This window comes from Microbacterium sp. LKL04 (assembly GCF_900102005.1).
GTDB lineage: Bacteria > Actinomycetota > Actinomycetes > Actinomycetales > Microbacteriaceae > Microbacterium.
Window position 1 is genome coordinate 1,248,522 of sequence record NZ_LT627736.1, and the last position, 24,262, is coordinate 1,272,783.

Sequence of the window (24,262 nt, forward strand, 5' to 3'; positions counted from 1 at the left end):
ACAGCTCACTTCGTGCTGCAGCATCCTCCGCCGCAGCACGACGCGCCCTCGTCGAGAAGGTCGACGGCGTCCGTCTCCTCCGTCGTGTTCTGAAGCGTGGAGATCGGCTGCAGGGACGGGGTAGGCAGGTTCGAGGTGGCCATGGTCTCCATGTTACGCCCGCGTAACCCGCACCGGCGCGGTGGTCAAGGGCCTGAAGACCGGGCCGCCCGACGCCTACCGTCGACGGCATGAGCACCCTCAGCGGAAAGCGCGTCGCGTTCCTCGCGACCGACGGATTCGAAGACAGCGAGCTGACCTCCCCATGGGAGGCAGTGACGGATGCCGGGGCCACCGCGGTCATGATCGCCCCCGAGGCGGGCACCATCACCGGCAAGAACGGGCACGAACAGTCCGTGGACGCCACGTCGGCGGATGCTGAAGCCGCCGAGTACGACGCCCTGGTCCTCCCCGGCGGCGTCGTGAACGCCGACGATCTGCGCCTGGACGCTGCGTCCGCGCGTTTCGCCCGCGATTTCTTCGCGCAGCACAAGCCGGTCGGCGCGATCTGTCACGCCGCCTGGCTCCTCGTCGAGGCCGGCGTCCTCGGCGGGCGCACCCTGACGAGCTACCCCAGCCTGCGCACCGATCTCGTCAACGCGGGCGCCACCTGGCAGGACGAAGAGGTCGTGGTCGACGCCGGACTCGTCTCGAGCCGGACTCCGGATGACCTGCCGGCGTTCAACGCGAAGCTGGTCGAGGAGATCGCCGAAGGCCCCCACGCGGCCCAGACCGTCTGACACCGGCAACCCGGCGCCCCCGTCCGCGACTCAGTCGCGCGTCGGGGGCGTCGTGCGTCGACGGGCCATCGCGAGGGCGACCACCACCACGACGGCGACCACGACGACGATGCCCCCGACGACGAACGGAACGGCCGACATCCCATCAGCACCCGCGTCCGGGGTCGCCTGCGACGACTGCAGGGGCGATGCCTGCCCGACGGCGAAGGGGATCGTGCCGCTGATCGGGTGGCCGTCGCTCGAGACGACCCGCCATTCCACGAGGTAGCCCGCCTCGGGCATACCGGAAGCCAGCGGGGCGGTCAGGGTGTTGGTGTCGATGACGGGCGCGCCATCGGTCCAGTCCTTGCCCGCGGCATCCACCACGATGACCTCGGCCCCCTCCGGCATGATCGCGGCCGAGTACGTGAGCACCACCGACGTGGGCGCTGTGCTGACCTGCTCGTCGGGCGATGGGGTGCTGCCGATGAGCTCGTCGTGCGCGAGGGCCGGAGTGGCGACTCCGAGAACCAGGAGGGCCGCGATACCGGCGGAGACCGCCAGGATGCGGGACAGCGCGGGACGGACGGAGGCAGGGCGGGACGACGCGGCGGACATGACTCCAGCCTGCCATCTGACGCTGTGCACCTCATGCGTCGGCGTACCGCTCGCGCGGCCGTCGAGCAACCCCCGGCGGACGCGTCGCCCCCGCGTCTACCGTGGCCGTCACGACATCCTGGAAGGACGACGACATGGACATCGACGACAGCGACGCGCAGACCAATCCGGAGGACCTCTCCCCCGACCTCGAGCGTCCCGAGGACCGCGGTGCACCCTCCGCCGAATCGCACTACCTCGTGACGGAGCACGACGGGGTCACCCGCGTGGACATCGCCGACGACGCGACCTTCCGGCCCGGCCCCGGCCAAGGGCAGCCCGAGGCTGACGCCGAGTGACGCCGAGCCCGCCCGGGGCGACGCCTCAGAGGCCGAGCAGATCCTCGGGACTGTTCCCGTACGCCGCGAGGTGATGCCGCCGCAGGCCGGCGACGGAGAACCCCCAACGCGAGGCGATCTCGCTCAGGTCGTCGACCGAGCCGATGGGCGTCCCGACCATCTCGGCACGGGCGGCGTCGAGCCTCACGGCGGTGAGGTGCTCCATCGGTGTGCGTCCGGCAGCCGAGTGCGCGCGAAAGGCGCGTCGAAGCGCCGCGCTGCCGACGCCGGCCGCCGCAGCTGCGTCGTCCACCGTGATCGGCAATGACGCGTTCTGCTCGAAGAACGCGACCGCCGCGCGGTAAGCCCGCTGCTGTTGGGCGACGGTCTCCCTGCGCTCGGCGCGATCACCGATGAGGGGGAACGCCTCGAGCGTCGACACCGCGATCGAGCGGAAGAGCGACGCCCGCGCGAGGTCGTTGTCGAGGGCTGTCTCGGCGGCGAACGCCATCGCGGACGCCGACTGCCACGCGCGCAGGAGAGCGGGGTCGGCGGCACGCGTACCGTCGAAACGCACCGTGACGGTGTCGTCGTTGTAGACGGTCCGTGCGAGGTCCGTGAGAGCGTCCATCGGCAGCGCGACGACCTGCACGCGCGTGTCTTGGAGCCGGCAGGCGAGGGTCGAGCCCGGCTGGAAGAGGACCGGGTCCGCCGCGTCGCCACGTTCCCCGTCGATCTCCCATTCGTAGCGCGCGTCGCTGTGCACGACGATGATCGCGTCGAGGTGGCACTCCGCGCTGTAGCCGCCGCGGATGTTCAATCGCCGGAGCCCGAAGCGATCGTCGCCCACGCTGGACTCCTCGAACACGAGGTCCTGCGCATCGAGATCGACGCTCCCGTAACTGCGGTTGATGTACGCCTCCGCCTCGCCGAGATCGGCGGAGCGGAAATGCTCACGAAGCGCAGGCACGCTGTCCCTTTCTTCCCCGGTCGGCTGCGGTCCGACGGGACCTGATCCGAGCCTACGTCTCCCGGGCGTGCCGGGGGTCGACGGCATTCTGCGCAATACGGATGAGGTGCGCATAATGGATATTACGATCCCCGAGAGGACACAGTGGGCAAGTTCATCTACAACGACCGCATCCGGGCCGAGTTCGAAGATCGGCTCCTCGCGCACCTGCAGCTCGTGATCACCACGAAGCTGCGACGTGGCGAAGCGTTCACCTTCATGTGGCGCAACGACCAGAGCCTCGGCGACGGTCGACAGGTGGTGTGGCTGCATCCCGGCGCCGACCTCAACTGGCAGTACTTCGGCAGCCGCCAGCCGACGTTGAATCCGGCGTGGCTGGACGCGCTCAGCCACGTCGCGAACTCGCCGACAGGTCTCTACGTCATCCCGGAACCGCAGGGATCCGCCACTCGCACACCCAGCGACGCCATGGAATGACCCGCTAAAGATGATCCATGTCCAGTGAACAGGAGTCGCGCGTCGTCGATGTCACGCGCGAGGCTCTCGACGTCGACGCCGCCGCCGCTCTGCTGCAACAGGTCGCTGCGGGAGCATCCATCCGCGAGTCGGATGATGCCTTTTCGTTGCGCCAGCGGATCGTGGGCGACGAGCGGCTGCAGGTCACGCGGTTCCAGACCACAGGCTTCCTGCACTCGCACATCGACATCCGCGGTTACGTCGGCGTGGCGCGGCTCGACGACGGAGGCCTCCGCGCCGAGTCGAACGGCTCCCGCGTGGATGTGGACGCTCCGTTCCTGCTCGGTCCGGGCTCGGCCGAGACCTGGTCCTCCGCCGTCAACGCCGAGGTCGTCGGGATCGGGCTCTCCGCGCTCGGAGCCTTCACCGGCACGGACCTCGACGGCCACGGGCGCTTTCCGCACTCCTGCGCGCTCACGCCGGATCTGCAGCGCCACTGGGAGTCGACGATCACCCACGTCGGCCAGATCTTCGACGACGCCGCACTGCTTCACAACGACCTGATCCGTCAGGCGGCAGTCGACGCCGTGTTCGCGGCCACGATCAGCACCTTCGGCATCGATGCGGATGCCGAGAAGGCAACCGTCGGCTCACGCGCCGTCCACCGCGCCACGGCGTTCATCGACGACAACCTCGGCGACCCGCTGAGCGTCGCGGACATCGCTGCGGCTGCGAAGCTGAGCGTCCGAGGTCTGCAGAGCGCCTTCCAGCGCACCCTCGGCGTGACGCCGGCGACGTATGTCCGGGCTCAGCGGTTGCAGGCCGTGCGACGGGACCTCGTGAGGTCGGATGCCGACGCCACGACGGTCGCCGAGGTCGCCCGACGCTGGGGCTTCGTCCATCTCCCGCGCTTCGCTCAGCACTATCGCGTGGAGTTCGGCGAGCAGCCCCACGCGACGCTCCGACGCTGACGCGTCGCCCCGGGCTCAGTCCCAGCCGAGGTAGTCCTCGATCTGGAACGCCGTCTCACCGGGGTGCGTCATCGGGAACAGGTGTCCGGCATCCGGCAGACGGACGACACTCGTCCGGTCGGCCGCCGTCGCCTGGAGGTCGTCGCCGTTCGCGGGCGGCGTGATCGGGTCCTCGGCGCCCTGGATGATGAGGACCGGCAGCGACGCGGCGAGGGTCGCCCACTCGGCGACGGGTGTCGAGGCGAGGGCGGCGCTCTGCAACTCCTCGACATCGAAATCGCGCGACCGCGCGAAGACGTCCCAGGCGACGGGGATGGAGATGCCGGGCCCGACCAGGGTGCGAACCGCGTCGGTGTCCGGGGCCTCGACGGGTGCCGAGAAGGCACTGTGCAGGGCGCGGGCTGCGTCGTCGTCGAGCGCGCGGGCCGCCTCGACGCCGAGCAGGAGGACTCCGCTGGCGCGGCCGGGGTGGTCGAGCGCGACGGTGCGGGCGACGGCGCCACCGAACGCGTGGCCCCCGATCCATGCGGAACCGATGCCGACGTGGTCGAGGACGTCGACGACGTCTTGCGCAAGGTCGTGCATCGAGGGCACCGACTCGCCGGAACGGCGGGAGCCGATGCGGACGATCCGGAAGCCCTCCTCCTCGAGGATGCTCGCGAGCCCACCGAGGTAGGCGACGTCGAGCCCCTGCGCCGGAACGAGGACGAGGGCAGGGCCGTCGCCCTCGTCGATGAACGGGATGGCACGAGCCTCGGCGTCGAACACCTGGCGCTGAATCTGTGTCATGGGAAATCCTCAGTTGTTGAAGCGGAACTCGACGACGTCGCCGTCCTGCATGACGTAGTCCTTGCCCTCGAGGCGCGCCTTGCCCTTGGCACGTGCCTCCTGGACGGACCCCGTCGCGACGAGGTCCTCGAACGAGATGACCTCTGCCTTGATGAAGCCCTTCTCGAAGTCGGTGTGGATGACCCCGGCAGCCTGCGGAGCCTTCCAGCCCTTCCCGATCGTCCAGGCGCGAGCCTCCTTGGGGCCTGCCGTCAGGTAGGTCTGCAGGCCCAGGGTGTCGAAGCCGACGCGGGCGAGCTGGTCGAGGCCCGACTCGTCCTGGCCGGTCGATGCGAGCATCTCGGCGGCATCCTCCGGGTCGAGCTCCGCGAGCTCCGACTCGATCTTGGCGTCGAGGAAGACGGCCTGGGCGGGCGCGACGAGCGCGGCGAGTTCCGCCTTGCGCGCGGCATCCGTCAACACGGCCTCGTCGACGTTGAAGACGAAGATGAACGGCTTCGCGCTGAGGAGGCCGAGCTCGCGGATCGGTGCGAGGTCGATGCCGGATGCCGCGAGCAGCTCACCGCGCTGGAGCGCTTCTTGCGCGGCCTTCGCGGTCTCGAGGACCGTCGGGTCGAGCTTCTTGCCCCGGACTTCCTTCTCGTAGCGGGTGATCGCCTTCTCGAGGGTCTCGAGGTCGGCGAGCTGGAGCTCCGCGTTGATCGTCTCCATGTCGTTCTTCGGGTTCACCGCACCGTCGACGTGGACGACGTCGTCGTCGGCGAAGCCGCGAACGACCTGCGCGATCGCATCGGCTTCGCGGATGTTGGCGAGGAACTTGTTGCCGAGGCCCTCACCCTCGCTCGCACCGCGGACGATGCCGGCGATGTCGACGAACGAGACCGTCGCGGGGAGGATTCGCTCCGAGGAGAAGATCCCGGCGAGCACGTCCAGGCGCGGGTCCGGCAGATTCACCACGCCGACGTTCGGCTCGATCGTCGCGAACGGGTAGTTCGCCGCGAGCACGTCGTTCTTGGTGAGGGCGTTGAAGAGGGTGGACTTGCCGACGTTGGGCAGTCCGACGATTCCGATGGTGAGAGCCACGGGCATCCACTCTACGCGGCGGGCGGGCCGGAGCCTGCGCCGAAGGCCGGCTGAGACCACCCGCGGCGCGCCTCCCCCGTAGCCGGGATGCCGGCGGAGAGGCTGAGCACATGGGTCTGGACTTCACCGCGATCGACTTCGAGACGGCGAACTCCTCCAACGCCTCCGCCTGCGCCGTGGGACTCGCCCGGGTCAGAGACGGCCGGGTCGTGGCCTCTGAGGGATGGCTCATCCGCCCGCCGGCGGGTCACGACCGGTTCTTCGAGATCAACGTCGGCATCCACGGCATCCAGGCGGACGACGTTCGGACCGCAGACACGTGGGCCGACCAGCTTCCCCGCCTGCTCGACTTCGTCGGCGACGACATCCTGGTGGCCCACAACGCCGGCTTCGACATGCGGGTGCTCCGCACCGCGTGCGAGGTCACGGGTCATGCGGCACCGCCGGCTCGCTACCTCTGCAGCCTGCACGTCGCCCGGAAGACCTACGATCTGCCCTCCTACCGACTGCCCTTCGTCGCGGCCGCCGCCGGTCACCTCGATTTCGCGCATCACGATGCGACCGCCGACGCCCTGGCGTGCGCCCAGGTCGTCATCGACTCCGCCGTTCGCGCCGGCGCTGAGGACCTCGTGGAGCTCGCGATGCTGCTCGGCGTCCGCATCCCCCAGATCCCGCACCCGGTGCCCGCTTCGGCGGCCTGACTCGAGCGGGACCGCGCGGCGGCGCCTCGATGTCGGTGGCCTCCGCCACGATGGACGACATGGATGCCGCCTTCGTCACCGTCCTCGCTCTCGTGTGCCTCATCGTCGGCGCGCTCGCGGCCGGGGCGTTCATCGCCGCACGCGAGGCGAATCGCCGCGTCGGCCTGCAGGCGCGCGCGTCCGCCGCGGAAGCGGCGAGAGACGCCCTCCAGACCCAGCTCGATCAGCAGCGGGCTCTGCATCGCGACGTGACCAGCCGGGTGCACGCCGAGCAAGCCGCACGCGATGAACGCGAACGACGCGAGCAGACCGTCCTGCGCGCTCTCGCTCCCGTGCAGGAGACGCTCTCCGCCATGCAGCAGAAGGTCGACCACCTCGAGCGCGACCGGCAGGAGCAGTTCGGCTCTCTCGCCGAGCAGCTGCGGCGCTCCGCAGAATCCGACGAGGCCCTGCGCGCGACGACCGAATCGCTCGCCGGGGCGCTCCGCTCCAACGGCACCCGGGGCGTCTGGGGCGAGACGCAGTTGCGCCGTATCGTCGAGTCCGCGGGCCTCACGCGTTACGTCGACTTCGACACGCAGGCATCCATCTCCTCGGATGCCGGGAGCGGACGACCCGATCTGATCGTCCGCCTCCCCGGTCAGAAGGCGCTGGCCGTCGACGCGAAGGCCCCGTTCGACGCCTACCTCGAAGCGAGCGCGATCCCCGTCACCGCGGTCGGAGAAGAAGCGGCACGCCGATCGCGCCTGCTCGCGAAACATGTGGCTGCCGTCCGTGCCCACATCGACGCCCTCGCGAAGAAGCGGTACTGGGCGGGGATGCCGTCGAGCCCAGAGTTCGTCGTCTGCTTCATCCCGAGCGAATCGCTCCTGGCGGCCGCGCTCGAGGAGGACCCCGCTCTGCTGGAGTACGCCTTCGGGAGGCGGGTGGCACTCGCTTCCCCGGTGAACCTCTGGGCCGTCCTGAAGACGGTCGCCTACACGTGGACGCAGCAAGAGGTGTCCACCGAGGCTCGACGGCTCTTCGACCTGGGGAACGAGCTGTACCACCGACTGGGATCGCTCGCCGGGCACGCGGACGATCTGCGTCGAGCCATCGAACGGACCGTCGACAGCTACAACCGATTCGCTGGGTCTCTGGAGACGCGGGTTCTGGTCAGCGCGCGGAGGTTCCCCGGAATCGACGACACGCAGCTCGAGACACTGTCCACGCCGCAGCCCATCGAGTCCACGACTCGTCGGCTGATCGCGCCGGAACTCCTCGACGACATCCCCCAGCCGGCGGACCTCGGCGACCTGCGGGAGAGGCTGGAACGCGACGGGGAGGTCAGGCCGGGAAGAACGTCATGAGCCCGATGACGCTGAGGGATACGGCGACGAACGCGCCGATCATCCACCACGCACTGATCTCATGGCCGGGGGGCATGCGGCGACGCAGCAGCACGTCGGGGCGACGCGCGGGGTCGTCGACCACAGGGACCTGTGCCGTCACCGGACGTACGCCGCCTGCCGTCTGACCGACGATCGGGATCTGCCCCGTCGGTGTGACGGGCAGGTGACCGGTGAGCGAGAGCTGACCTGTGCGCGGGTCACTGGATGCGGTGGACATGGGAACTCCTGAGGGGCGGTGACGAGTGCCGGGGACCGCTGACACCATCGCCCATTGTGCCAGAGGGGACGTCCGCGATCCTGGGTTGACGCTCCGCGCGCGTGTCCGCTAGAGGCCCGGCTGCTCGTTATGGGGTCACAGCCACTTCGACGTCAGGTGCTCCGACGAGATGCGACGGAGCGTGCCCGAGGCCCCACGAAGCACCACGCTCTCGGTGTACACGAAGTCGCCGGCACGGCGCACCCCCGCGACGAGCTCGCCGTTGGTGACACCCGTCGCCACGAACAGCGTGTTGTTCCCCCGCACGAGGTCGTCCGCTTCGTACACGTGATCGTCGAGCTTCAGGCCCGCGTCGATCCCCCGCTGCTTCTCGTCGTCGTCGCGGGCCCAGAGGCGACCCTGGATGTGTCCGCCGAGTGCCTTGATGGCACAGGCGGTGACGATGCCCTCGGGGCTCCCGCCGACGCCGACGCACATGTCGGTGCGCGCGTTGTGGCGCGCCGCATTGATCCCGCCGGCAACGTCGCCGTCGCTCATGAGGCGCGTTCCTGCACCGGCATCCCGGATCTCGTCGATGAGCTGAGCGTGCCGGGGCCGGTTCAACACCGACACGACGAGCTCCTCGACGGGTTTGCCGAGAGCCTCCGCGAGACGACGGATGTTCTCCGCGATCGGGAGGCGGATGTCGACGACGCCGACGCCCTCGGGTCCGGTGACGATCTTGTCCATGTAGAACACGGTGGATGCGTCGAGCATCGCGCCTCGGTCGGCGACGGCGATGACCGACAGAGCGTTGTTGCGCCCTTCCGCCGTCAGTGTGGTTCCGTCGATCGGATCGACGGCGATGTCGCACTGCGGTCCCCTGCCCGTGCCGACGCGTTCGCCGTTGAACAGCATCGGCGCGTTGTCCTTCTCGCCCTCGCCGATGACGATCACGCCGTCGAAATTGACGGTCGTGAGGAAGGCGCGCATCGCGTCGACCGCGGCGCCGTCGGCGAGCTCCTTCTTCCCCCGCCCGATGAAGGGAACGGAGCGGATCGCCGCCGCCTCGGTCGCGCGGACGAGCTCCAGCGCGAGGTTCCGGTCGGGGTGCAGAGGGCTCATATCGGCAGTCAGGCTCACCATGCGCTCAGCCTAGGACTGCCAGCCTGGTCCGCCGTCGGTTTCTCGCCTCACGGCGACGAAGGAATGCGGATTCTTTCCGATCCGGAAGAGAGGGCACCTTCTCGATCAGCAGTCACGCTCCGGAGGGGGCGGCATCCCTTCGATAGAGTTGCAGCGAATCACCGACTTCTCTGAGGAGCTGACATGCCCGTCGCCACACCCGACCAGTACGCCGACATGCTGGACCGCGCGAAGGCAGGCGGCTTCGCCTACCCCGCGATCAACGTGTCGAGCTCGCAGACCATCAACGCTGTGCTGCAGGGCCTGACCGAGGCCGGCTCCGACGGCATCCTCCAGGTCACCACCGGCGGTGCGGACTACTTCGCCGGCCACACGGTCAAGGGCCGCGCCACCGGTGCCCTCGCGTTCGCGAAGTACGTCACCGAGGTGGCGAAGAACTACCCGATCACGGTCGCCCTCCACACCGACCACTGCCCGAAGGACGCGCTCCCCGGTTTCGTTCTGCCGCTCATCGAGGCCTCGGAGGCCGAGGTCAAGGCCGGCCGCAACCCGATCTTCCAGTCGCACATGTGGGACGGCTCGGCCGTTCCCCTCGACGAGAACATCGAGATCGCGAAGGACCTGCTCCCCCGCATGAAGAACATCAACGCCATCCTCGAGATCGAGGTCGGCGTCGTCGGCGGCGAAGAGGACGGGGTCCAGCACGAGGGCTCGAACGATGCGCTCTACACGACCGTCGCAGACGTGACGAAGGCCGTGGAGGCCCTCGGCCTCGGCGAGAACGGCCGCTACATCTCGGCCCTCACCTTCGGCAACGTCCACGGTGTCTACAAGCCGGGCGGCGTGAAGCTGCGCCCCGAGCTCCTCGGCGAGATCCAGGAGGGCATCGCCGCGCACTTCGGCACCGGCCCGAAGCCCCTCGACCTCGTGTTCCACGGCGGCAGCGGTTCGACCGACGAGGAGATCGCCCTGGCCGTCCAGAACGGCGTCGTGAAGATGAACATCGACACGGACACCCAGTACGCCTTCACTCGCTCGGTCGCCGGCTTCATGCTCGCGAACTACGAGGGTGTCCTGAAGCTCGACGGCGAGGTGGGCAACAAGAAGCAGTACGACCCGCGCGCCTGGGGCAAGGTCGCCGAGTCCGCCATGGCTCAGCGCGTCGTCGCCGCGACGCAGCAGCTCGGCTCGGCGGGCGAGTCGCTCGGCGTCTGACACCCGTCCGACGACGAAGCCCCGGTCCGCATCGGACCGGGGCTTCGTCGTCGGTGCTGTCTGAAGTCAGTAGCTCGACCCGCCCAGGACGTCGCGCGGGTAGAGCTCGAACCTCACCCCGTCGACGGTGAACGCCGTGTGGAGGTGAGGGCCGGTCGAGCAGCCCGTCGATCCGACGGAACCGATGCGTTGCCCGGCGGTCACGCTCTGCCCGGTCTTGACCGAGAAGGCGCTGAGGTGCGCGTACACCTGCTCGAGCCGGCGGCCGTCGACGGTCGAGGTGACGACGACCTCCTTCTGCTTCGTGGTGTTCGGCGCCCAGGAGGGGCAGCCCGAGGTGATCCAGAGCTCGCGAACCGAGACCGTACCGCCACGCATCGCGTAGATCGGTGTCCCGGTCGAGGCCGATATGTCATCGCCGCTGTGGCCGGCGTAGGTCGTGAACGTGCCCGAGGGCCGCAAGGGGTAGGCCCAACCGAAACGACCGGGGACGGATGCCGCGGCTGCGGTCGCGTCCGGTTGCGCCGCCATCTTCGCGCTCGTCCACACGTCGTCACTGTTGCCGTCGACGAGACGTAGCACACCATCGTTGCCCAGGACCGCGCCCGTGGCGCCGAGTCCGCCGGTCCCCGAGCTCCACAGCGCGACGTCGTACTGATTCAGCAGCAGCAGCTCACCGTCCTTCGTGAAGGACAGCCTGCCGTCGAGCACGAGCGTCGTCTTCGCGGTGCGGACGAGAGCGGTCCCCCGGGTGAGCGCGACATTGCCGTCGCCGAGGATGCCGAAGGCGTACCGGCCGTCCGGCGAGGTCAGCTTCATCCCGGGCCGGAGGATGGTTCCCGGCGTCATCACGGATCCGAGCGACCACGAGACGGCGCGAGCCGCCGAGGTCGTCGTCTTCGTCTGATACCCCGCGCGACTGGCCGAGACCGAGACCGAGACCGAGCGGCCCGCGACCCCGGTCGGAACCTCCCACTCGGTTCCCGTCGCACCATCGACGGGGTTGCCGTCGACTCGCCACTGGATGTCGAGCCGGCTGGGTGCGGGCTGCCAGGAACCCGCGGTGACCGTCAGCACGTTGCCGGCGACGGCGGTACCGCTGATGGTGGGTGCGGGGGCCCGCGTGAAGGCGGCCTGGGTCGCGGCGGGCGCCACGGTGATGCTCGATGGGGAGAGTGCCCCGGGCGCTGCGGTCGCCGCACTCGGCGCAGACAGCAGCAGGGCCACGGCCGACGCCGCAGCGATCGAGAGGGAGGCGATCCTCCGGGTTCTGGTCACGGTTCTCCTCCCGAATCCGACGCGCGAGGGAGAGCCCGCACCAGCCGTAAAAGTACCAGGTCAGGCGAACGGTCTCCTACCGCTCATCCGCGTGGGTGGGAACGGCGGGTCACGAGCCGAGCGCGATCCCCCGCAGGAGATCCGCGTCGCCGAACAGCGGCACGACGAGACACACGCTGACGATGAGGAACGTCACGATGGCGCCAACCGGTGGGATCCACCAGCTCAGCCTCCCGCGCGACAACGAACACCACGACAGGATCGCGGTCAGCAGCCACCCCACCGCGAACACCGTCGCACCGATCCCACCCCAGAGGGCTCCCTGGTCCGTGTTGGTGAACTCGCCGCTGACGCCGGCGACCTCCATCCACGTCTTCGCGAACGAGCCGTAGTCGACCAGCTGCGGGATCGCGCCGATCACCGTGAACAATCCGTACGCGAGGAGCGCGAGGGTGATCACGCGATCGGCCATCCGCGTCGGACGCGCGGCCACGGTCGTCGCCGGTGCGGTCGGCGGATGCGGCGGATCGACGGGTGCCGCAGGCTCCGGCGTGGGCTGACGGATGGCGGCCCGCTGCTCCTCGGGCGTCGCGTACTCCCCGTACTGCGGTCGCGGTCGGGGCTCGTCGCTCACGAGCGGTTCCGCCCCCCGAGAGCGCGCTCGTCGCGGCGGCCTTCGAGGTCCTGCCGCAGTTCCTTCGGCAGTGAGAACATGAGGTCCTCCTCCGCGGTCTTCACCTCCGCGACGTCGCGGTACCCCGCTCCTGCGAGATCCTCGAGCACCTCCGTCACGAGCACCTCGGGAACCGACGCACCGGAGGTCACGCCGACGGTCTGCACGCCGTCGAGCCACTCCTGCTTGATCTCATGGGAGTAGTCGACGCGATAGGCGGCCTTCGCGCCGTACTCGAGCGCGACCTCGACGAGGCGGACGCTGTTCGACGAGTTCGCCGAGCCGACGACGATGACGAGGTCGGCATCCTGCGCGACCTTCTTGATCGCGACCTGACGGTTCTGCGTCGCATAGCAGATGTCGTCCGACGGCGGGTCCTGGAGGTTCGGGAAGCGTTCGCGGAGGCGCCGGACGGTGTCCATCGTCTCGTCGACCGACAGGGTCGTCTGCGAGAGCCACACGACCTTGTCGGGGTCCTTCACCACGACCGTGTCGGCGTCCTCCGGAGAGTTCACGATCGTCACGTGCTCGGGAGCTTCACCGGCGGTGCCCTCGACCTCCTCGTGACCGTCGTGTCCGATGAGGAGGATCTCGAAGTCATCGCGGGCGAAGCGCACGGCCTCGCGGTGGACCTTCGTCACGAGGGGGCAGGTCGCGTCGATGGCCTGGAGACCGCGGTCCGCCGCGGCGTTCACGACGGCGGGCGAGACGCCGTGGGCGCTGAAGACGACATGGGCGCCCTCGGGGACCTCATCGACCTCGTCGACGAAGATCGCCCCGAGAGACTCGAGCTCGGTCACGACATGGATGTTGTGGACGATCTGCTTGCGGACGTAGACGGGTGCGCCGTAGCGCTCGAGCGCCTTCTCGACGGCGATCACCGCCCGGTCGACGCCGGCGCAGTACCCCCGAGGGGCGGCGAGGAGGACGCGCTTGTCGCCCTGGACGGGGAGGTCGACGAGCCGCCCGCGGGCTCCCGGGATACGGGGCATCGGCAGCGAAACGGCTGGTGAGGTCACCCCTCGATTGTACGAACCCCCGGCTGGGTGGGGGACGTGTAGGCCAAGATGGGTGTCCGTGACCACTTTCCAGACCGAGGCGGGAGCCGTCCCCCCGCCGGATGCGGTGCACCCGCGGGACTCCTCTCCCGACACGCCCACGTCGGTCTCCCGGCTCAACGAGACGATCCGCGACTTCGTGCAGAAGTGGGGCGCGGTCTGGGTCGAGGGTGAGATCACCGCGTGGAACCTCCGCGGCGGCCACGTGTTCGGGCGGCTGAAGGATGCCGACGCCGACGGCATGCTCTCGTTCCGCATGTGGTCTTCGACCCTGCAGCGCGCCCCGGGCGACCTCAAGGTGGGCGACCGCGTCGTCGCCTGCGTGAAGGCCGACTACTTCGTCAAGACCGGCGACTTCAGCTTCACCGTGTCGGCCATGCGCCACGTGGGCCTCGGCGATCAGCTCGAGCGCCTCGAACGGCTGCGGGCGACGCTGCGGTCGGAGGGCCTGTTCGACGCAGCCCGCAAGAAGCCGCTCCCCTTCCTCCCGCACGTCATCGGCCTCATCACGGGCGAACGCAGCGACGCCGAGAAGGACGTCCATCGCAACGCCGAGCTGCGCTGGCCGCACGTGCGCTTCCGCACGATCCACGCGGCGGTCCAGGGCGACCGCTGCGTCCCCGAGACCCTCGCCGCGCTACGGACCCTCGACGACGACCCCGAGGTCGACGTCATCGTCATCGCCCGAGGGGGCGGCGACCCGCAGACACTGCTGGGCTTCAGCGACGAGCGACTGCTCCGTGCGGTGGCCGCGGCATCCACCCCCGTCGTCTCGGCGATCGGGCACGAGAACGACCATCCCCTCCTCGACGACGTCGCCGACCTGCGCGCATCGACGCCCACCGATGCCGCCAAGCGCGTCGTCCCCGACGTGTCGGAGCAGCGCGCCCTCGTCCAGCAGCTGCGCAGCCGAGCGCGTACCCGGCTCACCCAGCGCGTGACGCACGACATCGCCGCTCTCGCGCAGCTGCGCTCGCGTCCGGTGCTGAGAGATCCCGAGTCCCTCCTCACGAGCCGTGCGCAGGAGGTCGTCGCGCTCTCGTCACGCGGTCGCGACGTGATGGCCAGGCGGTGGGATGCCGCGGCCCGCACGACGGCGGAGCTGCGCGCATCTCTGCGCGCCCTCTCCCCCGGCGCGACCCTCGACCGGGGCTATGCCATCGCGCACCTTCCCGGCGGCGGCATCGTCCGCGACGCACAGCAGGCGCCGGCAGGCGCGGACGTCGTGGTCACCGTCGGCCGTGGATCGTTCGCTGCGCGGTCGACCGGCGAGGTGGCGGAGACGGATGCCGCCGACTCCGCGATCTAGGATGGGAGACATGACGAGCGACGCCGGGGATGTGTCGGCCCTCTCCTTCGAACAGGCCCGCGATGAGCTCGTGCAGGTCGTCGCGAAGCTGGAGCAGGGGGCACCGACCCTCGAGGAGTCGCTGTCCCTCTGGACCCGCGGTGAAGCACTGGCCGCCCGCTGCGAGGAGTGGCTCCTCGGCGCCAAACGCCGGCTCGACCAAGCCCGCCCGGATGGCGAGGCCGCGTCCTGATGGCGAGGCAGCGCATCGTCGCCGAGCTGGGACGGCCCGAGACCCCGGCGGAGACCGCCGCGCGCAAGGCGGCGGCGTCTCAGCGCTACCGGTCGAGCAAGACCTTCCGGAACCTCATCGCCGCCCTCATCGTGTGCGTGGGGATCATGGCGGTCGTCTACCTGGGCGTGCCGCGCGGGACCCCCGCCGACGTCCCCGAAGCCGACGTCGCCGCATCTGCGGCACAGGCTGAGAAGATCGCGGGGCACGGCGTGGTGGTCCCCGATGTCCCGGATGCCTGGCGTGCCAACTCCGCGCTCGTCGAGGGCGGAGAGTGGCGCATCGTCTACGCCCCCGCCCGGGGCTATGTCGAGGTCACCCAGTCCTTCAGCGCTCCGGACGGCTGGGTCTCCCGCGAGCTGGGCGGATTCGCGCCGACCGGTACGACCACGATCGACGCAGTCGACTGGGACGTGTACGAGCTCCCGAGCCCCGTCCAGCAGATCGACTACGCGCTGGCCACCACCATCGGCTCCGACACGGTGATCATCGGCTTGTCCGAGTCCACTGATCGTTCGGCCGCCGCAACCGTCGCCGAGAGCCTCGGCGACCAGATTCGCACCCTGCGAGAGGAGGCGCGATGAGCGCACACCCGACCCCGTCCGACGTGTGGTCCTCGATGCTCGCCGGGAACCGGCGGTTCGTCGCAGGCGAACCCGAGCACCCCCGGCAGGACGCTGAGCGTCGCCACGAGCTCGCACACGTGCAGCGCCCGACGGCCGCGCTTTTCGGATGCTCGGACTCCCGCCTCGCCGCGGAGATCATCTTCGACGAGGGGCTCGGCGACCTGTTCGTCATCCGCAACGCGGGGCAGGTCATCTCCGACTCCGTCGTAGGCAGCCTCGAGTACGCCGTCGCCGTGCTCGGCGTCCCCCTGATCGTGGTCCTGGGCCACGACGAATGCGGCGCCGTCCGCGCGGCGATCGACTCCACCGCACCGGATGCTCCGGCACTCCCGGCGGGGATCTGGCGCCAGGTGGCTCCCATCGTTCCCGCCGTCCGTCGCGTGCTCCAAGCATCCCCCGGCACGACATCCGCCACGGTGGACGCCGAGGAGGTCGGTCGTGAGCACCTGCGCGACACGATCGCCGGCATCCTGCACTCTTCCGAGCTCATCAGCGACGCGGTCGCCGAAGGACGCCTGGCCGTCGTCGGCGCGAACTACCGCCTGGCCGATGGGACCGCCATCCCCGACGTGGTCGTCGGCGAAGCCGGCTGACCACTCTTTTCCCACCGCACACACGTGAAACGAGGACGTTGACCACCATGACCGACGAGACCGACTACCGCATCGAGCACGACACGATGGGTGAGGTGCGCGTACCCAAGGACGCCCTCTACGCCGCGCAGACCCAGCGAGCGGTCGAGAACTTCCCCATCTCCGGGTCCGGCCTCGAGTCGACGCAGATCGCGGCGCTGGCGCGCATCAAGAAGGCCGCAGCGCTCGCCAACAAGGACCTCGGCACGCTCGACGGAGCGATCGCCGACGCGATCGCCTGGGCGGCGGACGAAGTCGTCACCGGGGCCTACGACGCGCACTTCCCCGTGGACACGTACCAGACCGGCTCGGGCACCTCGTCGAACATGAACATGAACGAGGTGCTCGCGACGCTCGCCACCCGCAAGCTCGGCGGCCCCGTTCACCCCAACGACCACGTCAACGCGTCGCAGTCGTCGAACGACGTCTTCCCGACCTCGGTCCACATCGCGGTCACGCAGGCGCTCATCGACGACCTGATCCCGGCGCTCGACCACCTCGCCGTGGCGCTCGAAGAGAAGGCCGACGCGTGGAAGAGCGTCGTCAAGAGCGGCCGCACCCACCTCATGGATGCAACCCCGGTGACCCTCGGTCAGGAGTTCGGCGGCTACGCCCGGCAGATGCGGCTCGGCATCGAGCGCGTCCAGTCGGTCCTCCCCCGCGTGGGCGAGGTCCCCCTCGGCGGCACCGCCGTCGGCACGGGCATCAACACGCCCCTCGGCTTCCCGCAGAAGGTCATCGAGCTGCTGGCTGCCGAGACCGAGCTGCCCATCACCGAGGCGAAGGACCACTTCGAGGCTCAGGCCAACCGCGACGGTCTCGTCGAGGCATCCGGTGCGCTCCGCACCATCGCGGTGTCGCTGACGAAGATCAACAACGACATCCGCTGGATGGGCTCGGGCCCGAACACCGGCCTCGGCGAGCTGCACATCCCCGACCTCCAGCCCGGCTCCTCGATCATGCCCGGCAAGGTCAACCCGGTCGTTCCCGAGGCGACCCTCATGGTCGCGGCGCGCGTCATCGGCAACGACGCGACGGTCGCCTGGGCCGGGGCATCCGGATCGTTCGAACTGAACGTCGCGATCCCGGTGATGGGAACCGCCCTGCTCGAGTCCATCCGCCTGCTCTCCAACGCGATGCGCGTCCTGGCGGACAAGACGGTGTCGGGTCTCGAGGCGAACGTGGATCGCGCGGCCGCATACGCCGGCATGTCGCCCTCGATCGTGACGCCGCTCAACAAGCTGATCGGCTACGAAGCGGCTGCGAAGATCGCGAAGCACTCGGTCGCCAAGGGCATCACCGTCCGCGACGCCGTCATCGACCTCGGGTACGTCGAGCGGGGCGAGCTCACCGAGCAGCAGCTCGACGAGAAGCTCGACCTCCTCTCGATGACGCACCCGGGGTGATAATCGGAGCGTGAACAGCGCCGCCGCACCGCCGCGACGGGGCACGCCGGGACTCGGGATCCTTCTCGCCGTCGCCGCAGCGGGCCTCGTCGGCGTGGGTGCGGCGGCGTTCGTCGTCGTCCTGCTCGTCGCACCTCAGGCCGCGGGCTGGACGGCGTTGGCGTGGACCGTCGCGGCAGTACCGGCGCTCGCGGGCATCGGTGTCGTCGGATGGGCGGTGCTCGAGCGGCGCGGCCTCGCCGCGGCGATCACGGCCGACTCCATCGAGGGCGCGTTCGAGACCCAGCAGCGACTGCTGGACGACGTCCGGCACGAGTTGAAGACGCCCATCACGATTGTGCGCGGCCACCTGGAGATGATGGATGCCGCCGACTCCGACGACGTCGAGTCGATCCGCGCCCTCGGCATCGCGGAGCTCGACCGGATGACGCGGTTGATCGGCGACATCGACGTCCTCGCGGCGGTCGAGGGCGGACGGCTCTCGCGCGGCGACGTGGACCTCGCGGCGCTCACGCAGCGGGTCTTCGAGATGGTGGGCGTCATCGGCGACCATGCCTGGCGCGTCGAGCAGTCGGCGGACGCCGTCATCCGCGCGGACGGGGATCGCCTCCTGCAGGCGTGGGTGGCCTTGGCGGACAACGCCGCGAAGTACTCCCCCACCGGGACGGCGATCGAGATCGGCAGTGCGGTCAACGCCGCCGGCGCGCAGCTCTGGGTCCGCGATCACGGCCTCGGCATCCCTCCTGCCGTCCGTCACCGGATCTTCCGCCGCTTCGACCGCGGCGCGGGAAAACGTCACATCGGCGGGTCCGGACTGGGTCTTGCGATCGTCGATGTCATCGCCAAAGCGCATGGCGGACACTGCACCGTCGCGGACACCCCCGGCGGCGGTGCTACGTTCACCCTGGAGATACCGATCGGCACGCGTGGGGCGCTGCCGTCCCCCATCCGCGCCGGCGACGTACTGCTGCAGCGAGAGGCAACCGAATGACCCGCATCCTGATCGTCGACGACGAGCCGCACATCGTCTCGCTCGTCTCGCGTGCGGTCCACGCCGAGGGCTTCGAGGCGGTGGGCGTCGAGGACGGCCCGGACGCCCTCGAGATCGCCCTCGCCGGCGACATCGACCTCATCGTGCTCGACGTCGGGCTTCCGACGATGGACGGTTTCGAGGTGCTGCGGGAGCTCCGGGGAGCGGGGCACACGACGCCCGTCATCATGCTCACGGCACGGAGCGGCACGGACGACACGATCGAAGGACTGGATGCCGGGGCGAGCGACTACGTTCCGAAGCCGTTCGCGGTGGCCGAGCTCATGGCGCGCGTGCGATCACGCCTGCGGGACGTGGCCGCGAGTGCGCCCACCTCGCTCACCCGCGGCGATGTGACGCTCGACATCCTGGCGCGTCGAGCGAGCGTCGCGGGGCGAGAGGTGGAACTCTCCAGCCGGGAGTTCGCTCTGGCCGAGCAGTTCGTCCGGAACGCGGGAGAGGTCCTCACCCGCGAGGTCCTGCTGAGCCGCGTCTGGGGGCTGGATTTCGACCCGGGATCCAACGTCGTGGACGTCTACGTCCGGTATCTGAGGGCCAAGCTCGGAGCGGATCACATCGTCACCGTGCGCGGCGAGGGCTACCTCTGGGAGTGACCAGTGACCCGGTGACGCAGGACACCCCCGGCCGCGCGGCCGGGGGTGTCCTGCGTCCGAGGAGCTTCAGCTGAGTTCGCCGGCCTCCAGCAGGTCCGTGACGAGCGCAGCGATCGCCGAACGCTCGGAACGCACGAGCGTGACGTGTCCGAACAGGTCGTGGCCCTTCAGGGTCTCGATGACGGAGGCGATGCCGTCGTGGCGTCCGACCCGGAGGTTGTCGCGCTGGCCGACGTCGTGGGTCAGCACGACCCGGGAGTTCTGGCCGATGCGGCTGAGGACGGTGAGGAGCACGTTCCGCTCGAGGGACTGCGCCTCGTCCACGATCACGAACGCATCGTGGAGCGAGCGTCCGCGGATGTGGGTGAGCGGCATGACCTCGAGCATGCCGCGCGCGACGACCTCCTCGAGGACGTTGCCCGTGACCACCGAGCCGAGGGTGTCGAACACCGCCTGACCCCACGGGTTCATCTTCTCCTGCGCGTCGCCCGGGAGGTAGCCGAGCTCCTGCCCGCCGACGGCGAACAGCGGGCGGAAGACGATGATCTTCTTCTGCTGCTGCTGCTGCTCGAGGACCGACTGGAGCCCCGCGCAGAGCGCGAGAGCCGACTTCCCCGTGCCGGCGCGCCCGCCGAGTGACACGATCCCGACCTCCGGGTCCAGCAGCAGGTCGATGGCGATGCGCTGCTCCGCCGATCGGCCGTGCAGACCGAAGACGTCGCGATCGCCCCGGACGAGCTTGTACGACCCGTCGCCGGTCACGCGGCCGAGCGCCGACCCACGCTCCGAATGGATGACGAGGCCCGTGTTGACCGGAAGACCCCGCACATCCTCGCTCACTCCGACCTCGCTGTCGTAGAGGTCGCTGACCTCGTCGCCGGAGAGGTCGATCGAGGCGATTCCCGTCCACCCCGAGTCGACGGCCTGCTCGGCGAGGTACTCCTCCGCGTTGAGGCCGAGCGACGCGGCCTTCACCCGCATCGGCAGATCCTTCGACACGACGGTGACGGCCTGCCCCTCCTGGCTGAGGTGCATGGCGACCGACAGGATCCTCGTGTCGTTGTCGCCGAGCCGCATGCCGGCGGGGAGGACGGTGGGGTCGGTGTTCGTCAGCTCGACACGCAGGGTCCCGTCGGCACCGACGGGGACCGGGAAGTCCAGACGGCCGTGCTCGACGCGCAGCTCGTCCAGGTGGCGCAGGGCTTGGCGGGCGAAGTACCCGATTTCGGGGTCGTGGCGCTTGCGCTCCAACTCCGTGACGACGACGACCGGCAGCACGACGGAATGCTCGGCGAAACGGAACAGCGCGCGCGGATCGCTCAGCAGGACGGAGGTGTCCAGCACGTAGGTGCGGAGTTCCTGGTCCTGAGCCGCCTCCGCGGACTCGTGCTGGCGACGCTGCTTCTCAGGTGCTCGTGTAGTCACAACCCACTCCCGCCCCGGGTGGGAACCCACCCGGCAGTCACGAGTCGACCAGGGGTCACGAGTCGTGAGAGGCCGACTCGAACAGGCGCTCTGCCCGTTGGGATGAACCTAGGGTCGCCCGGCGACGCGGCACGGTCGCGACACGCCGCCGGATGTGTCCGACGCGTGAACTCTCCATGTCAGGGCTCGAGTGGAAGCGGAACAGAGGGAGGCGTCACGACGGGGCCGACGCGTGACGCCGCCAGCGCGGCATCCAGCAGCCCGAACGCATCGTCCGATGTCCCCGCGTGCGGCGAGATCCGGACGATCCCGCCGCGGACGGTCGCGGTGATCCCGGCGTTGACCAGTTCCGCAGCGATGGCGCCCGTGCGTTCCGGCTCCGGAGTCAGGGCGACGATCCCCGCGTGGCGATCGCGATCGGTCAGCACCGGGATGCCGTGGCTGTCGGCGATCTCCATCACGCGGCGAGCCTTCTCGGCGACGAGCGCGGCGATGGCCGGCACCCCGGCATCCGTCACCTCCCGGAGCGCGGCGCTCAATCGTCCCGCCGCCTGAGGGTCGGGGCGGGAGATCGCGTAGGCGGCGGCACCGTCGCGGGGTTCTCCCACCTCGAGGTCGCCGAGCTCGGCCGCAGTGCCGGCGACTCCGGCCAGGACGGGAGTGATGCGTTCGCGGGCGCGGGCCGAGAATCGGGCGAACCCGGTGCCCCGGCCCGCGCGGATCCACTTGTACCCGTGCCCGGCGACGACGTCCGCCGCCGCCCAGTCGGTGTCGACGACGCCGAAGCCCTGGATGGCGTCGACGATCAGCAGTCGATCGCCGACGACCTCGCGGAGGGCCGGCAGGTCGGCGACGTACCCGGTCCGGTAGTCAACGAGGCTGACCGCGACGGCCGTCACCTCGTCGGTGAGGGCGGCGCGGACGGCGTCGGGAGTCACACGCGTGATCGTTCGATCGAGCTCGCGCACGCTCAGCACATCTCGGAGCTCCGCGGCGCGGCGCGCCGCGACCGGGATCGTCGGGTACTCGTTCGGGGAGAGGAGGACGGTTCCCGACAGCCCGAACAGCGCGTGGAACATCGCGTCGGTCGTCGAGGGTGCGAGGGCGACCTCGTCGGCATCCGCGCCCAGCATCGACGCCACGAGCGCGCGAGCCTCGTCGACATGCGACGCGACGAGGTCGATGCCGGACGGCCGTCCCGACGCCGAGAGCTCCTCGTCGGCACGTGCCTCTTCACGGACCGCGACGGACAGCGGGCCGAACGAGGCCCAGTTGAGGTAGCCCGTCTCGACCTCGAAGCCGGCCAGATAGGACTGCAGATCACTCACCGACAGATTTTCCCACGGATGCCGCTGGTGCGACCTCCGCAACGCCTCACGGAATCAGCGCCTCGGGGAATCAGCTCCCGAAGCGCCGGTCCCGGTCGCCGAAATCGCGGATCGCGCGGAGGAAGTCCACCTCTCGGAGGTCGGGACCGAGAGCCTCGACGAAGTAGAACTCGCTGTGCGCCGACTGCCACAGCAGGAAATCGCTCAGACGCTGCTCCCCCGACGTGCGGATCACGAGATCCGGATCCGGCTGACCGCCGGTGTACAGGTGCTCGCCGATCTGCTCGGGTGTGAGGCTCTCGGCGAGTTCGGTGAGCGACCCGCCCTTCTCGTTGTGCTTCGCGATGATGCTTCGGACGGCATCGACGATCTCGCCCCTGCCGCCATAGCCGACCGCGAGGTTGACGTGCAGTCCCGTGTTCTCGCGTGTTCGCTCCTCGGCGGTCCGAAGGCCCGCGGCGAGGTCGGGCGGCAGGATCTCGGCGCGGCCCACGTGCTTCACCCGCCAGCCGGGCTCGTGCGAGAGGGTCTCGGCGAGGTCGGCGATGATCTCGATGAGATCGGTCAGCTCCTGCGAGTCGCGCTTGACGAGGTTGTCAGTGGAGAGCAGATACAGCGACACGACCTGGATGCCGAGCTCGTCGCACCACCGCAGGAATTCGTGCATCTTCGCGGCGCCGGCGCGGTGACCGTGCGAGACCGTCGTGAAACCGAGCTGCCTCGCCCATCGTCGGTTGCCGTCGATCATCATCGCCACATGGTGTGGGACCGTCCCCGCCTCGATCTCCCGCCGCAGCCTCGAGCTGTACAGGCGGTAGAGGAGCCCTCGGCCTTGGGTCGAGGATGCGCGGGTCACAGGGATACGCTACTCCGACCGCACCGCCAGGACGGGATGGCCGCGTATTCAGCGGTGGGTATGACGGCGCGCGTAGGCTCAGCCCTGTGACCCGACACCTTTCCGACGACGGGGCCGAGATGCCTCAGCTGCCCCTCCTCGAAGCGGCGGCGGTCGACACCCAGGTCGAGATCCGACCGACCTGGCGCGGGTGGATCCATGCCGGGACCTTCCCTGTCGCGATCGCCGCCGGGATCGTGCTGATCACCCTGGCGCAGGGTGCTCCCGCCAAATGGGCGGCTGCCGTGTTCATGGCGACGTCGCTGCTGCTGTTCGGCAACTCGGCGCTGTATCACCGCTTCGATTGGGGCCCGCGGACCAAGATCGTCCTCAAGCGGATCGACCACGCGAACATCCTGCTGCTTATCGCCGGCACCTACACACCGATCGCCACGCTCGCCCTGTCGCCCCCGCAGGGCACGCTGCTGCTCATCCTGGTCTGGTCCGGTGCCCTGCTCGGCATCCTCTTCCGGGTCTTCTGGATCGGCGCTCCGCGATGGCTGTACGTCGCCCTGTATCTGCTCCTCGGTTGGGCGGCCGTCATGTACCTCGGCGACCTGCTTCGGGCGAGCGTCGCGATGATGGTGCTCGTGATCGTCGGGGGTCTGCTGTACACGGGCGGAGCGATCGTCTACGCCCTCAAGCGCCCCAACCCGTGGCCGGGGCACTTCGGATTCCACGAGATCTTCCACGTCTGCACGGTCCTGGCGTTCCTCTGCCACTGGGCCGCGTGTCTGCTGATCTCGCTCGAGCCGCTCAGCCCTTCGTTGGGCCTTCCGGCCTGATCTCGCCCGAGCCGCTCTCGTCGTTCCCGTCGGGAACGTCGCCCTCCCGCGCGGCGGCCTCCTCGGCGTCGAGCATCTCGTTGACGTCCGAGCGGTACTGCGCGCGTCGGATGCGACGGAGCATGTCGATTGCGAGGAGCACGATCACGACGGCGACGAGCGCGATCGCGATGAACCCCGCGACGCCGGGCGTCACCGCCTCGGCCGGCGGACCGGTGGGGGTGGGCGACGGGGTGGCGGCGAGCCATCGCAGATCCGGCATGTGACCTCATTCCTCAGCCAGAGCGAATAGCCTGGGATTCCAGCCTAGAACGGATGCCG

The 24,262-nt window shown here is 69.6% G+C and carries 29 protein-coding genes; 15 read left to right on the forward strand and 14 right to left on the reverse strand.

The annotated features are described in order from the left end of the window. Positions 1-5: 5 nt before the first annotated feature. On the reverse strand, positions 6-143 hold the full coding sequence (locus BLP38_RS14300) for a hypothetical protein (RefSeq protein WP_165971348.1): 138 nt from the start codon (positions 141-143) through the stop codon (positions 6-8). 87 nt (positions 144-230) lie between these two features. Here BLP38_RS14300 and BLP38_RS06180 point away from each other — a divergent pair, with 87 nt between their 5' ends. Continuing rightward, entirely contained in the window at positions 231-779 is a 549-nt protein-coding gene (locus BLP38_RS06180; protein ID WP_091354540.1) for a type 1 glutamine amidotransferase domain-containing protein, read from the forward strand. 30 nt (positions 780-809) lie between these two features. On the opposite strand, the gene BLP38_RS06185 is transcribed toward BLP38_RS06180, so the two are convergent. Next, on the reverse strand, positions 810-1,376 hold the full coding sequence (locus BLP38_RS06185) for a copper resistance CopC family protein (RefSeq protein ID WP_091354543.1): 567 nt from the start codon (positions 1,374-1,376) through the stop codon (positions 810-812). Positions 1,377-1,510: 134 nt separating this feature from the next. Here BLP38_RS06185 and BLP38_RS06190 point away from each other — a divergent pair, with 134 nt between their 5' ends. Further along, positions 1,511-1,714, forward strand: coding sequence for a hypothetical protein (locus BLP38_RS06190; RefSeq protein WP_091359588.1), 204 nt, complete (start codon positions 1,511-1,513; stop codon positions 1,712-1,714). 25 nt (positions 1,715-1,739) lie between these two features. Here the strand turns inward: BLP38_RS06190 and BLP38_RS06195 are convergent, their stop codons facing one another. Continuing rightward, on the reverse strand, positions 1,740-2,663 hold the full coding sequence (locus BLP38_RS06195; RefSeq protein ID WP_091354547.1) for a helix-turn-helix domain-containing protein: 924 nt from the start codon (positions 2,661-2,663) through the stop codon (positions 1,740-1,742). Positions 2,664-2,807: 144 nt separating this feature from the next. On the opposite strand from BLP38_RS06195, the gene BLP38_RS06200 reads away from it, so the two are divergent. Both BLP38_RS06200 and BLP38_RS06205 read left to right on the forward strand, forming a co-directional pair. Beyond that, on the forward strand, positions 2,808-3,140 hold the full coding sequence (locus BLP38_RS06200) for a DUF7882 family protein (RefSeq protein WP_091354551.1): 333 nt from the start codon (positions 2,808-2,810) through the stop codon (positions 3,138-3,140). Positions 3,141-3,157: 17 nt separating this feature from the next. Continuing rightward, positions 3,158-4,090 (forward strand): helix-turn-helix transcriptional regulator, encoded by a 933-nt coding sequence (locus BLP38_RS06205; RefSeq protein ID WP_091354555.1) that lies wholly within the window; start codon positions 3,158-3,160, stop codon positions 4,088-4,090. 15 nt (positions 4,091-4,105) lie between these two features. On the opposite strand, the gene BLP38_RS06210 is transcribed toward BLP38_RS06205, so the two are convergent. Then, positions 4,106-4,879, reverse strand: coding sequence for an alpha/beta fold hydrolase (locus tag BLP38_RS06210; RefSeq protein ID WP_091354559.1), 774 nt, complete (start codon positions 4,877-4,879; stop codon positions 4,106-4,108). 9 nt (positions 4,880-4,888) lie between these two features. Beyond that, on the reverse strand, positions 4,889-5,962 hold the full coding sequence (gene ychF / locus BLP38_RS06215) for a redox-regulated ATPase YchF (RefSeq protein ID WP_091354564.1): 1,074 nt from the start codon (positions 5,960-5,962) through the stop codon (positions 4,889-4,891). Positions 5,963-6,072: 110 nt separating this feature from the next. Here ychF and BLP38_RS06220 point away from each other — a divergent pair, with 110 nt between their 5' ends. Next, positions 6,073-6,663: a 3'-5' exonuclease gene (locus tag BLP38_RS06220; RefSeq protein WP_091354569.1), complete on the forward strand. Its 591-nt coding sequence runs from the start codon at positions 6,073-6,075 to the stop codon at positions 6,661-6,663. 29 nt (positions 6,664-6,692) lie between these two features. Next, positions 6,693-8,012 carry a DNA recombination protein RmuC gene (locus tag BLP38_RS06225; RefSeq protein WP_091354573.1) on the forward strand — a complete coding sequence of 440 codons (1,320 nt, stop codon included), beginning with the start codon at positions 6,693-6,695 and terminating at the stop codon, positions 8,010-8,012. Here BLP38_RS06225 and BLP38_RS06230 read toward each other — a convergent pair. Together BLP38_RS06230 and glpX are read right to left on the reverse strand one after the other, a co-directional pair. Further along, positions 7,990-8,271: a hypothetical protein gene (locus tag BLP38_RS06230; protein ID WP_091354578.1), complete on the reverse strand. Its 282-nt coding sequence runs from the start codon at positions 8,269-8,271 to the stop codon at positions 7,990-7,992. The two genes, BLP38_RS06225 and BLP38_RS06230, sit on opposite strands and share 23 nt — an antisense overlap. Positions 8,272-8,406: 135 nt before the next feature. After that, a complete protein-coding gene (gene glpX / locus BLP38_RS06235; protein ID WP_091354581.1) occupies positions 8,407-9,396 on the reverse strand; it encodes a class II fructose-bisphosphatase in 990 nt (329 codons plus the stop codon). Positions 9,397-9,579: 183 nt separating this feature from the next. Between glpX and fbaA the strand changes: the two genes are divergently transcribed. Beyond that, positions 9,580-10,611: a class II fructose-bisphosphate aldolase gene (gene fbaA / locus BLP38_RS06240; protein WP_091354584.1), complete on the forward strand. Its 1,032-nt coding sequence runs from the start codon at positions 9,580-9,582 to the stop codon at positions 10,609-10,611. Between the two features lie 66 nt (positions 10,612-10,677). Here fbaA and BLP38_RS14425 read toward each other — a convergent pair whose 3' ends face one another. From BLP38_RS14425 to BLP38_RS06255, 3 genes are all read right to left on the reverse strand, one after another. Further along, positions 10,678-11,889, reverse strand: coding sequence for a peptidoglycan DD-metalloendopeptidase family protein (locus BLP38_RS14425; RefSeq protein WP_091354587.1), 1,212 nt, complete (start codon positions 11,887-11,889; stop codon positions 10,678-10,680). Between the two features lie 109 nt (positions 11,890-11,998). Continuing rightward, complete coding sequence (locus BLP38_RS06250; protein ID WP_091354591.1) at positions 11,999-12,523, reverse strand: DUF6264 family protein; 525 nt, start codon at positions 12,521-12,523, stop codon at positions 11,999-12,001. Further along, on the reverse strand, positions 12,520-13,554 hold the full coding sequence (locus BLP38_RS06255; protein ID WP_091354594.1) for a 4-hydroxy-3-methylbut-2-enyl diphosphate reductase: 1,035 nt from the start codon (positions 13,552-13,554) through the stop codon (positions 12,520-12,522). Before BLP38_RS06255 ends, BLP38_RS06250 begins: the two co-directional genes overlap by 4 nt. Before the next feature lie 85 nt (positions 13,555-13,639). On the opposite strand from BLP38_RS06255, the gene xseA reads away from it, so the two are divergent. From xseA to BLP38_RS06290, 7 genes are read left to right on the forward strand one after another with little or no spacing between them, the layout of a single operon-like run. Next, positions 13,640-14,929, forward strand: coding sequence for an exodeoxyribonuclease VII large subunit (xseA, locus tag BLP38_RS06260; protein WP_091359590.1), 1,290 nt, complete (start codon positions 13,640-13,642; stop codon positions 14,927-14,929). Between the two features lie 10 nt (positions 14,930-14,939). Continuing rightward, positions 14,940-15,161, forward strand: a complete 222-nt coding sequence (locus BLP38_RS06265) for an exodeoxyribonuclease VII small subunit (RefSeq protein WP_091359593.1) — start codon at positions 14,940-14,942, stop codon at positions 15,159-15,161. Beyond that, positions 15,161-15,784, forward strand: a complete 624-nt coding sequence (locus BLP38_RS06270; protein WP_091354597.1) for a DUF4245 family protein — start codon at positions 15,161-15,163, stop codon at positions 15,782-15,784. Before BLP38_RS06265 ends, BLP38_RS06270 begins: the two co-directional genes overlap by 1 nt. Continuing rightward, positions 15,781-16,419 carry a carbonic anhydrase gene (locus BLP38_RS06275; protein ID WP_091354600.1) on the forward strand — a complete coding sequence of 213 codons (639 nt, stop codon included), beginning with the start codon at positions 15,781-15,783 and terminating at the stop codon, positions 16,417-16,419. Before BLP38_RS06270 ends, BLP38_RS06275 begins: the two co-directional genes overlap by 4 nt. Before the next feature lie 47 nt (positions 16,420-16,466). Next, entirely contained in the window at positions 16,467-17,864 is a 1,398-nt protein-coding gene (locus BLP38_RS06280; RefSeq protein ID WP_091354601.1) for a class II fumarate hydratase, read from the forward strand. Between the two features lie 10 nt (positions 17,865-17,874). Continuing rightward, positions 17,875-18,855: a sensor histidine kinase gene (locus BLP38_RS06285; RefSeq protein ID WP_091354604.1), complete on the forward strand. Its 981-nt coding sequence runs from the start codon at positions 17,875-17,877 to the stop codon at positions 18,853-18,855. Next, complete coding sequence (locus BLP38_RS06290; RefSeq protein ID WP_091354606.1) at positions 18,852-19,508, forward strand: response regulator transcription factor; 657 nt, start codon at positions 18,852-18,854, stop codon at positions 19,506-19,508. The genes BLP38_RS06285 and BLP38_RS06290 overlap by 4 nt, the downstream gene beginning before the upstream one ends. A gap of 66 nt (positions 19,509-19,574) precedes the next feature. Here the strand turns inward: BLP38_RS06290 and BLP38_RS06295 are convergent, their stop codons facing one another. The 3 genes from BLP38_RS06295 to BLP38_RS06305 form a co-directional block, all read right to left on the reverse strand. Beyond that, positions 19,575-20,933 (reverse strand): PhoH family protein, encoded by a 1,359-nt coding sequence (locus tag BLP38_RS06295; protein WP_091354611.1) that lies wholly within the window; start codon positions 20,931-20,933, stop codon positions 19,575-19,577. A 179-nt stretch (positions 20,934-21,112) separates the two neighbouring features. Then, positions 21,113-22,261 (reverse strand): aminotransferase class V-fold PLP-dependent enzyme, encoded by a 1,149-nt coding sequence (locus BLP38_RS06300; protein WP_091354615.1) that lies wholly within the window; start codon positions 22,259-22,261, stop codon positions 21,113-21,115. A 70-nt stretch (positions 22,262-22,331) separates the two neighbouring features. Continuing rightward, on the reverse strand, positions 22,332-23,117 hold the full coding sequence (locus BLP38_RS06305) for an isoprenyl transferase (protein WP_091354618.1): 786 nt from the start codon (positions 23,115-23,117) through the stop codon (positions 22,332-22,334). Positions 23,118-23,236: 119 nt separating this feature from the next. Here BLP38_RS06305 and trhA point away from each other — a divergent pair, with 119 nt between their 5' ends. Continuing rightward, positions 23,237-23,941: a PAQR family membrane homeostasis protein TrhA gene (trhA, locus tag BLP38_RS06310; RefSeq protein ID WP_091354621.1), complete on the forward strand. Its 705-nt coding sequence runs from the start codon at positions 23,237-23,239 to the stop codon at positions 23,939-23,941. Here trhA and BLP38_RS06315 read toward each other — a convergent pair. Then, positions 23,913-24,203, reverse strand: a complete 291-nt coding sequence (locus BLP38_RS06315) for a hypothetical protein (RefSeq protein WP_091354624.1) — start codon at positions 24,201-24,203, stop codon at positions 23,913-23,915. The genes trhA and BLP38_RS06315 overlap by 29 nt on opposite strands. Positions 24,204-24,262 lie beyond the last annotated feature (59 nt).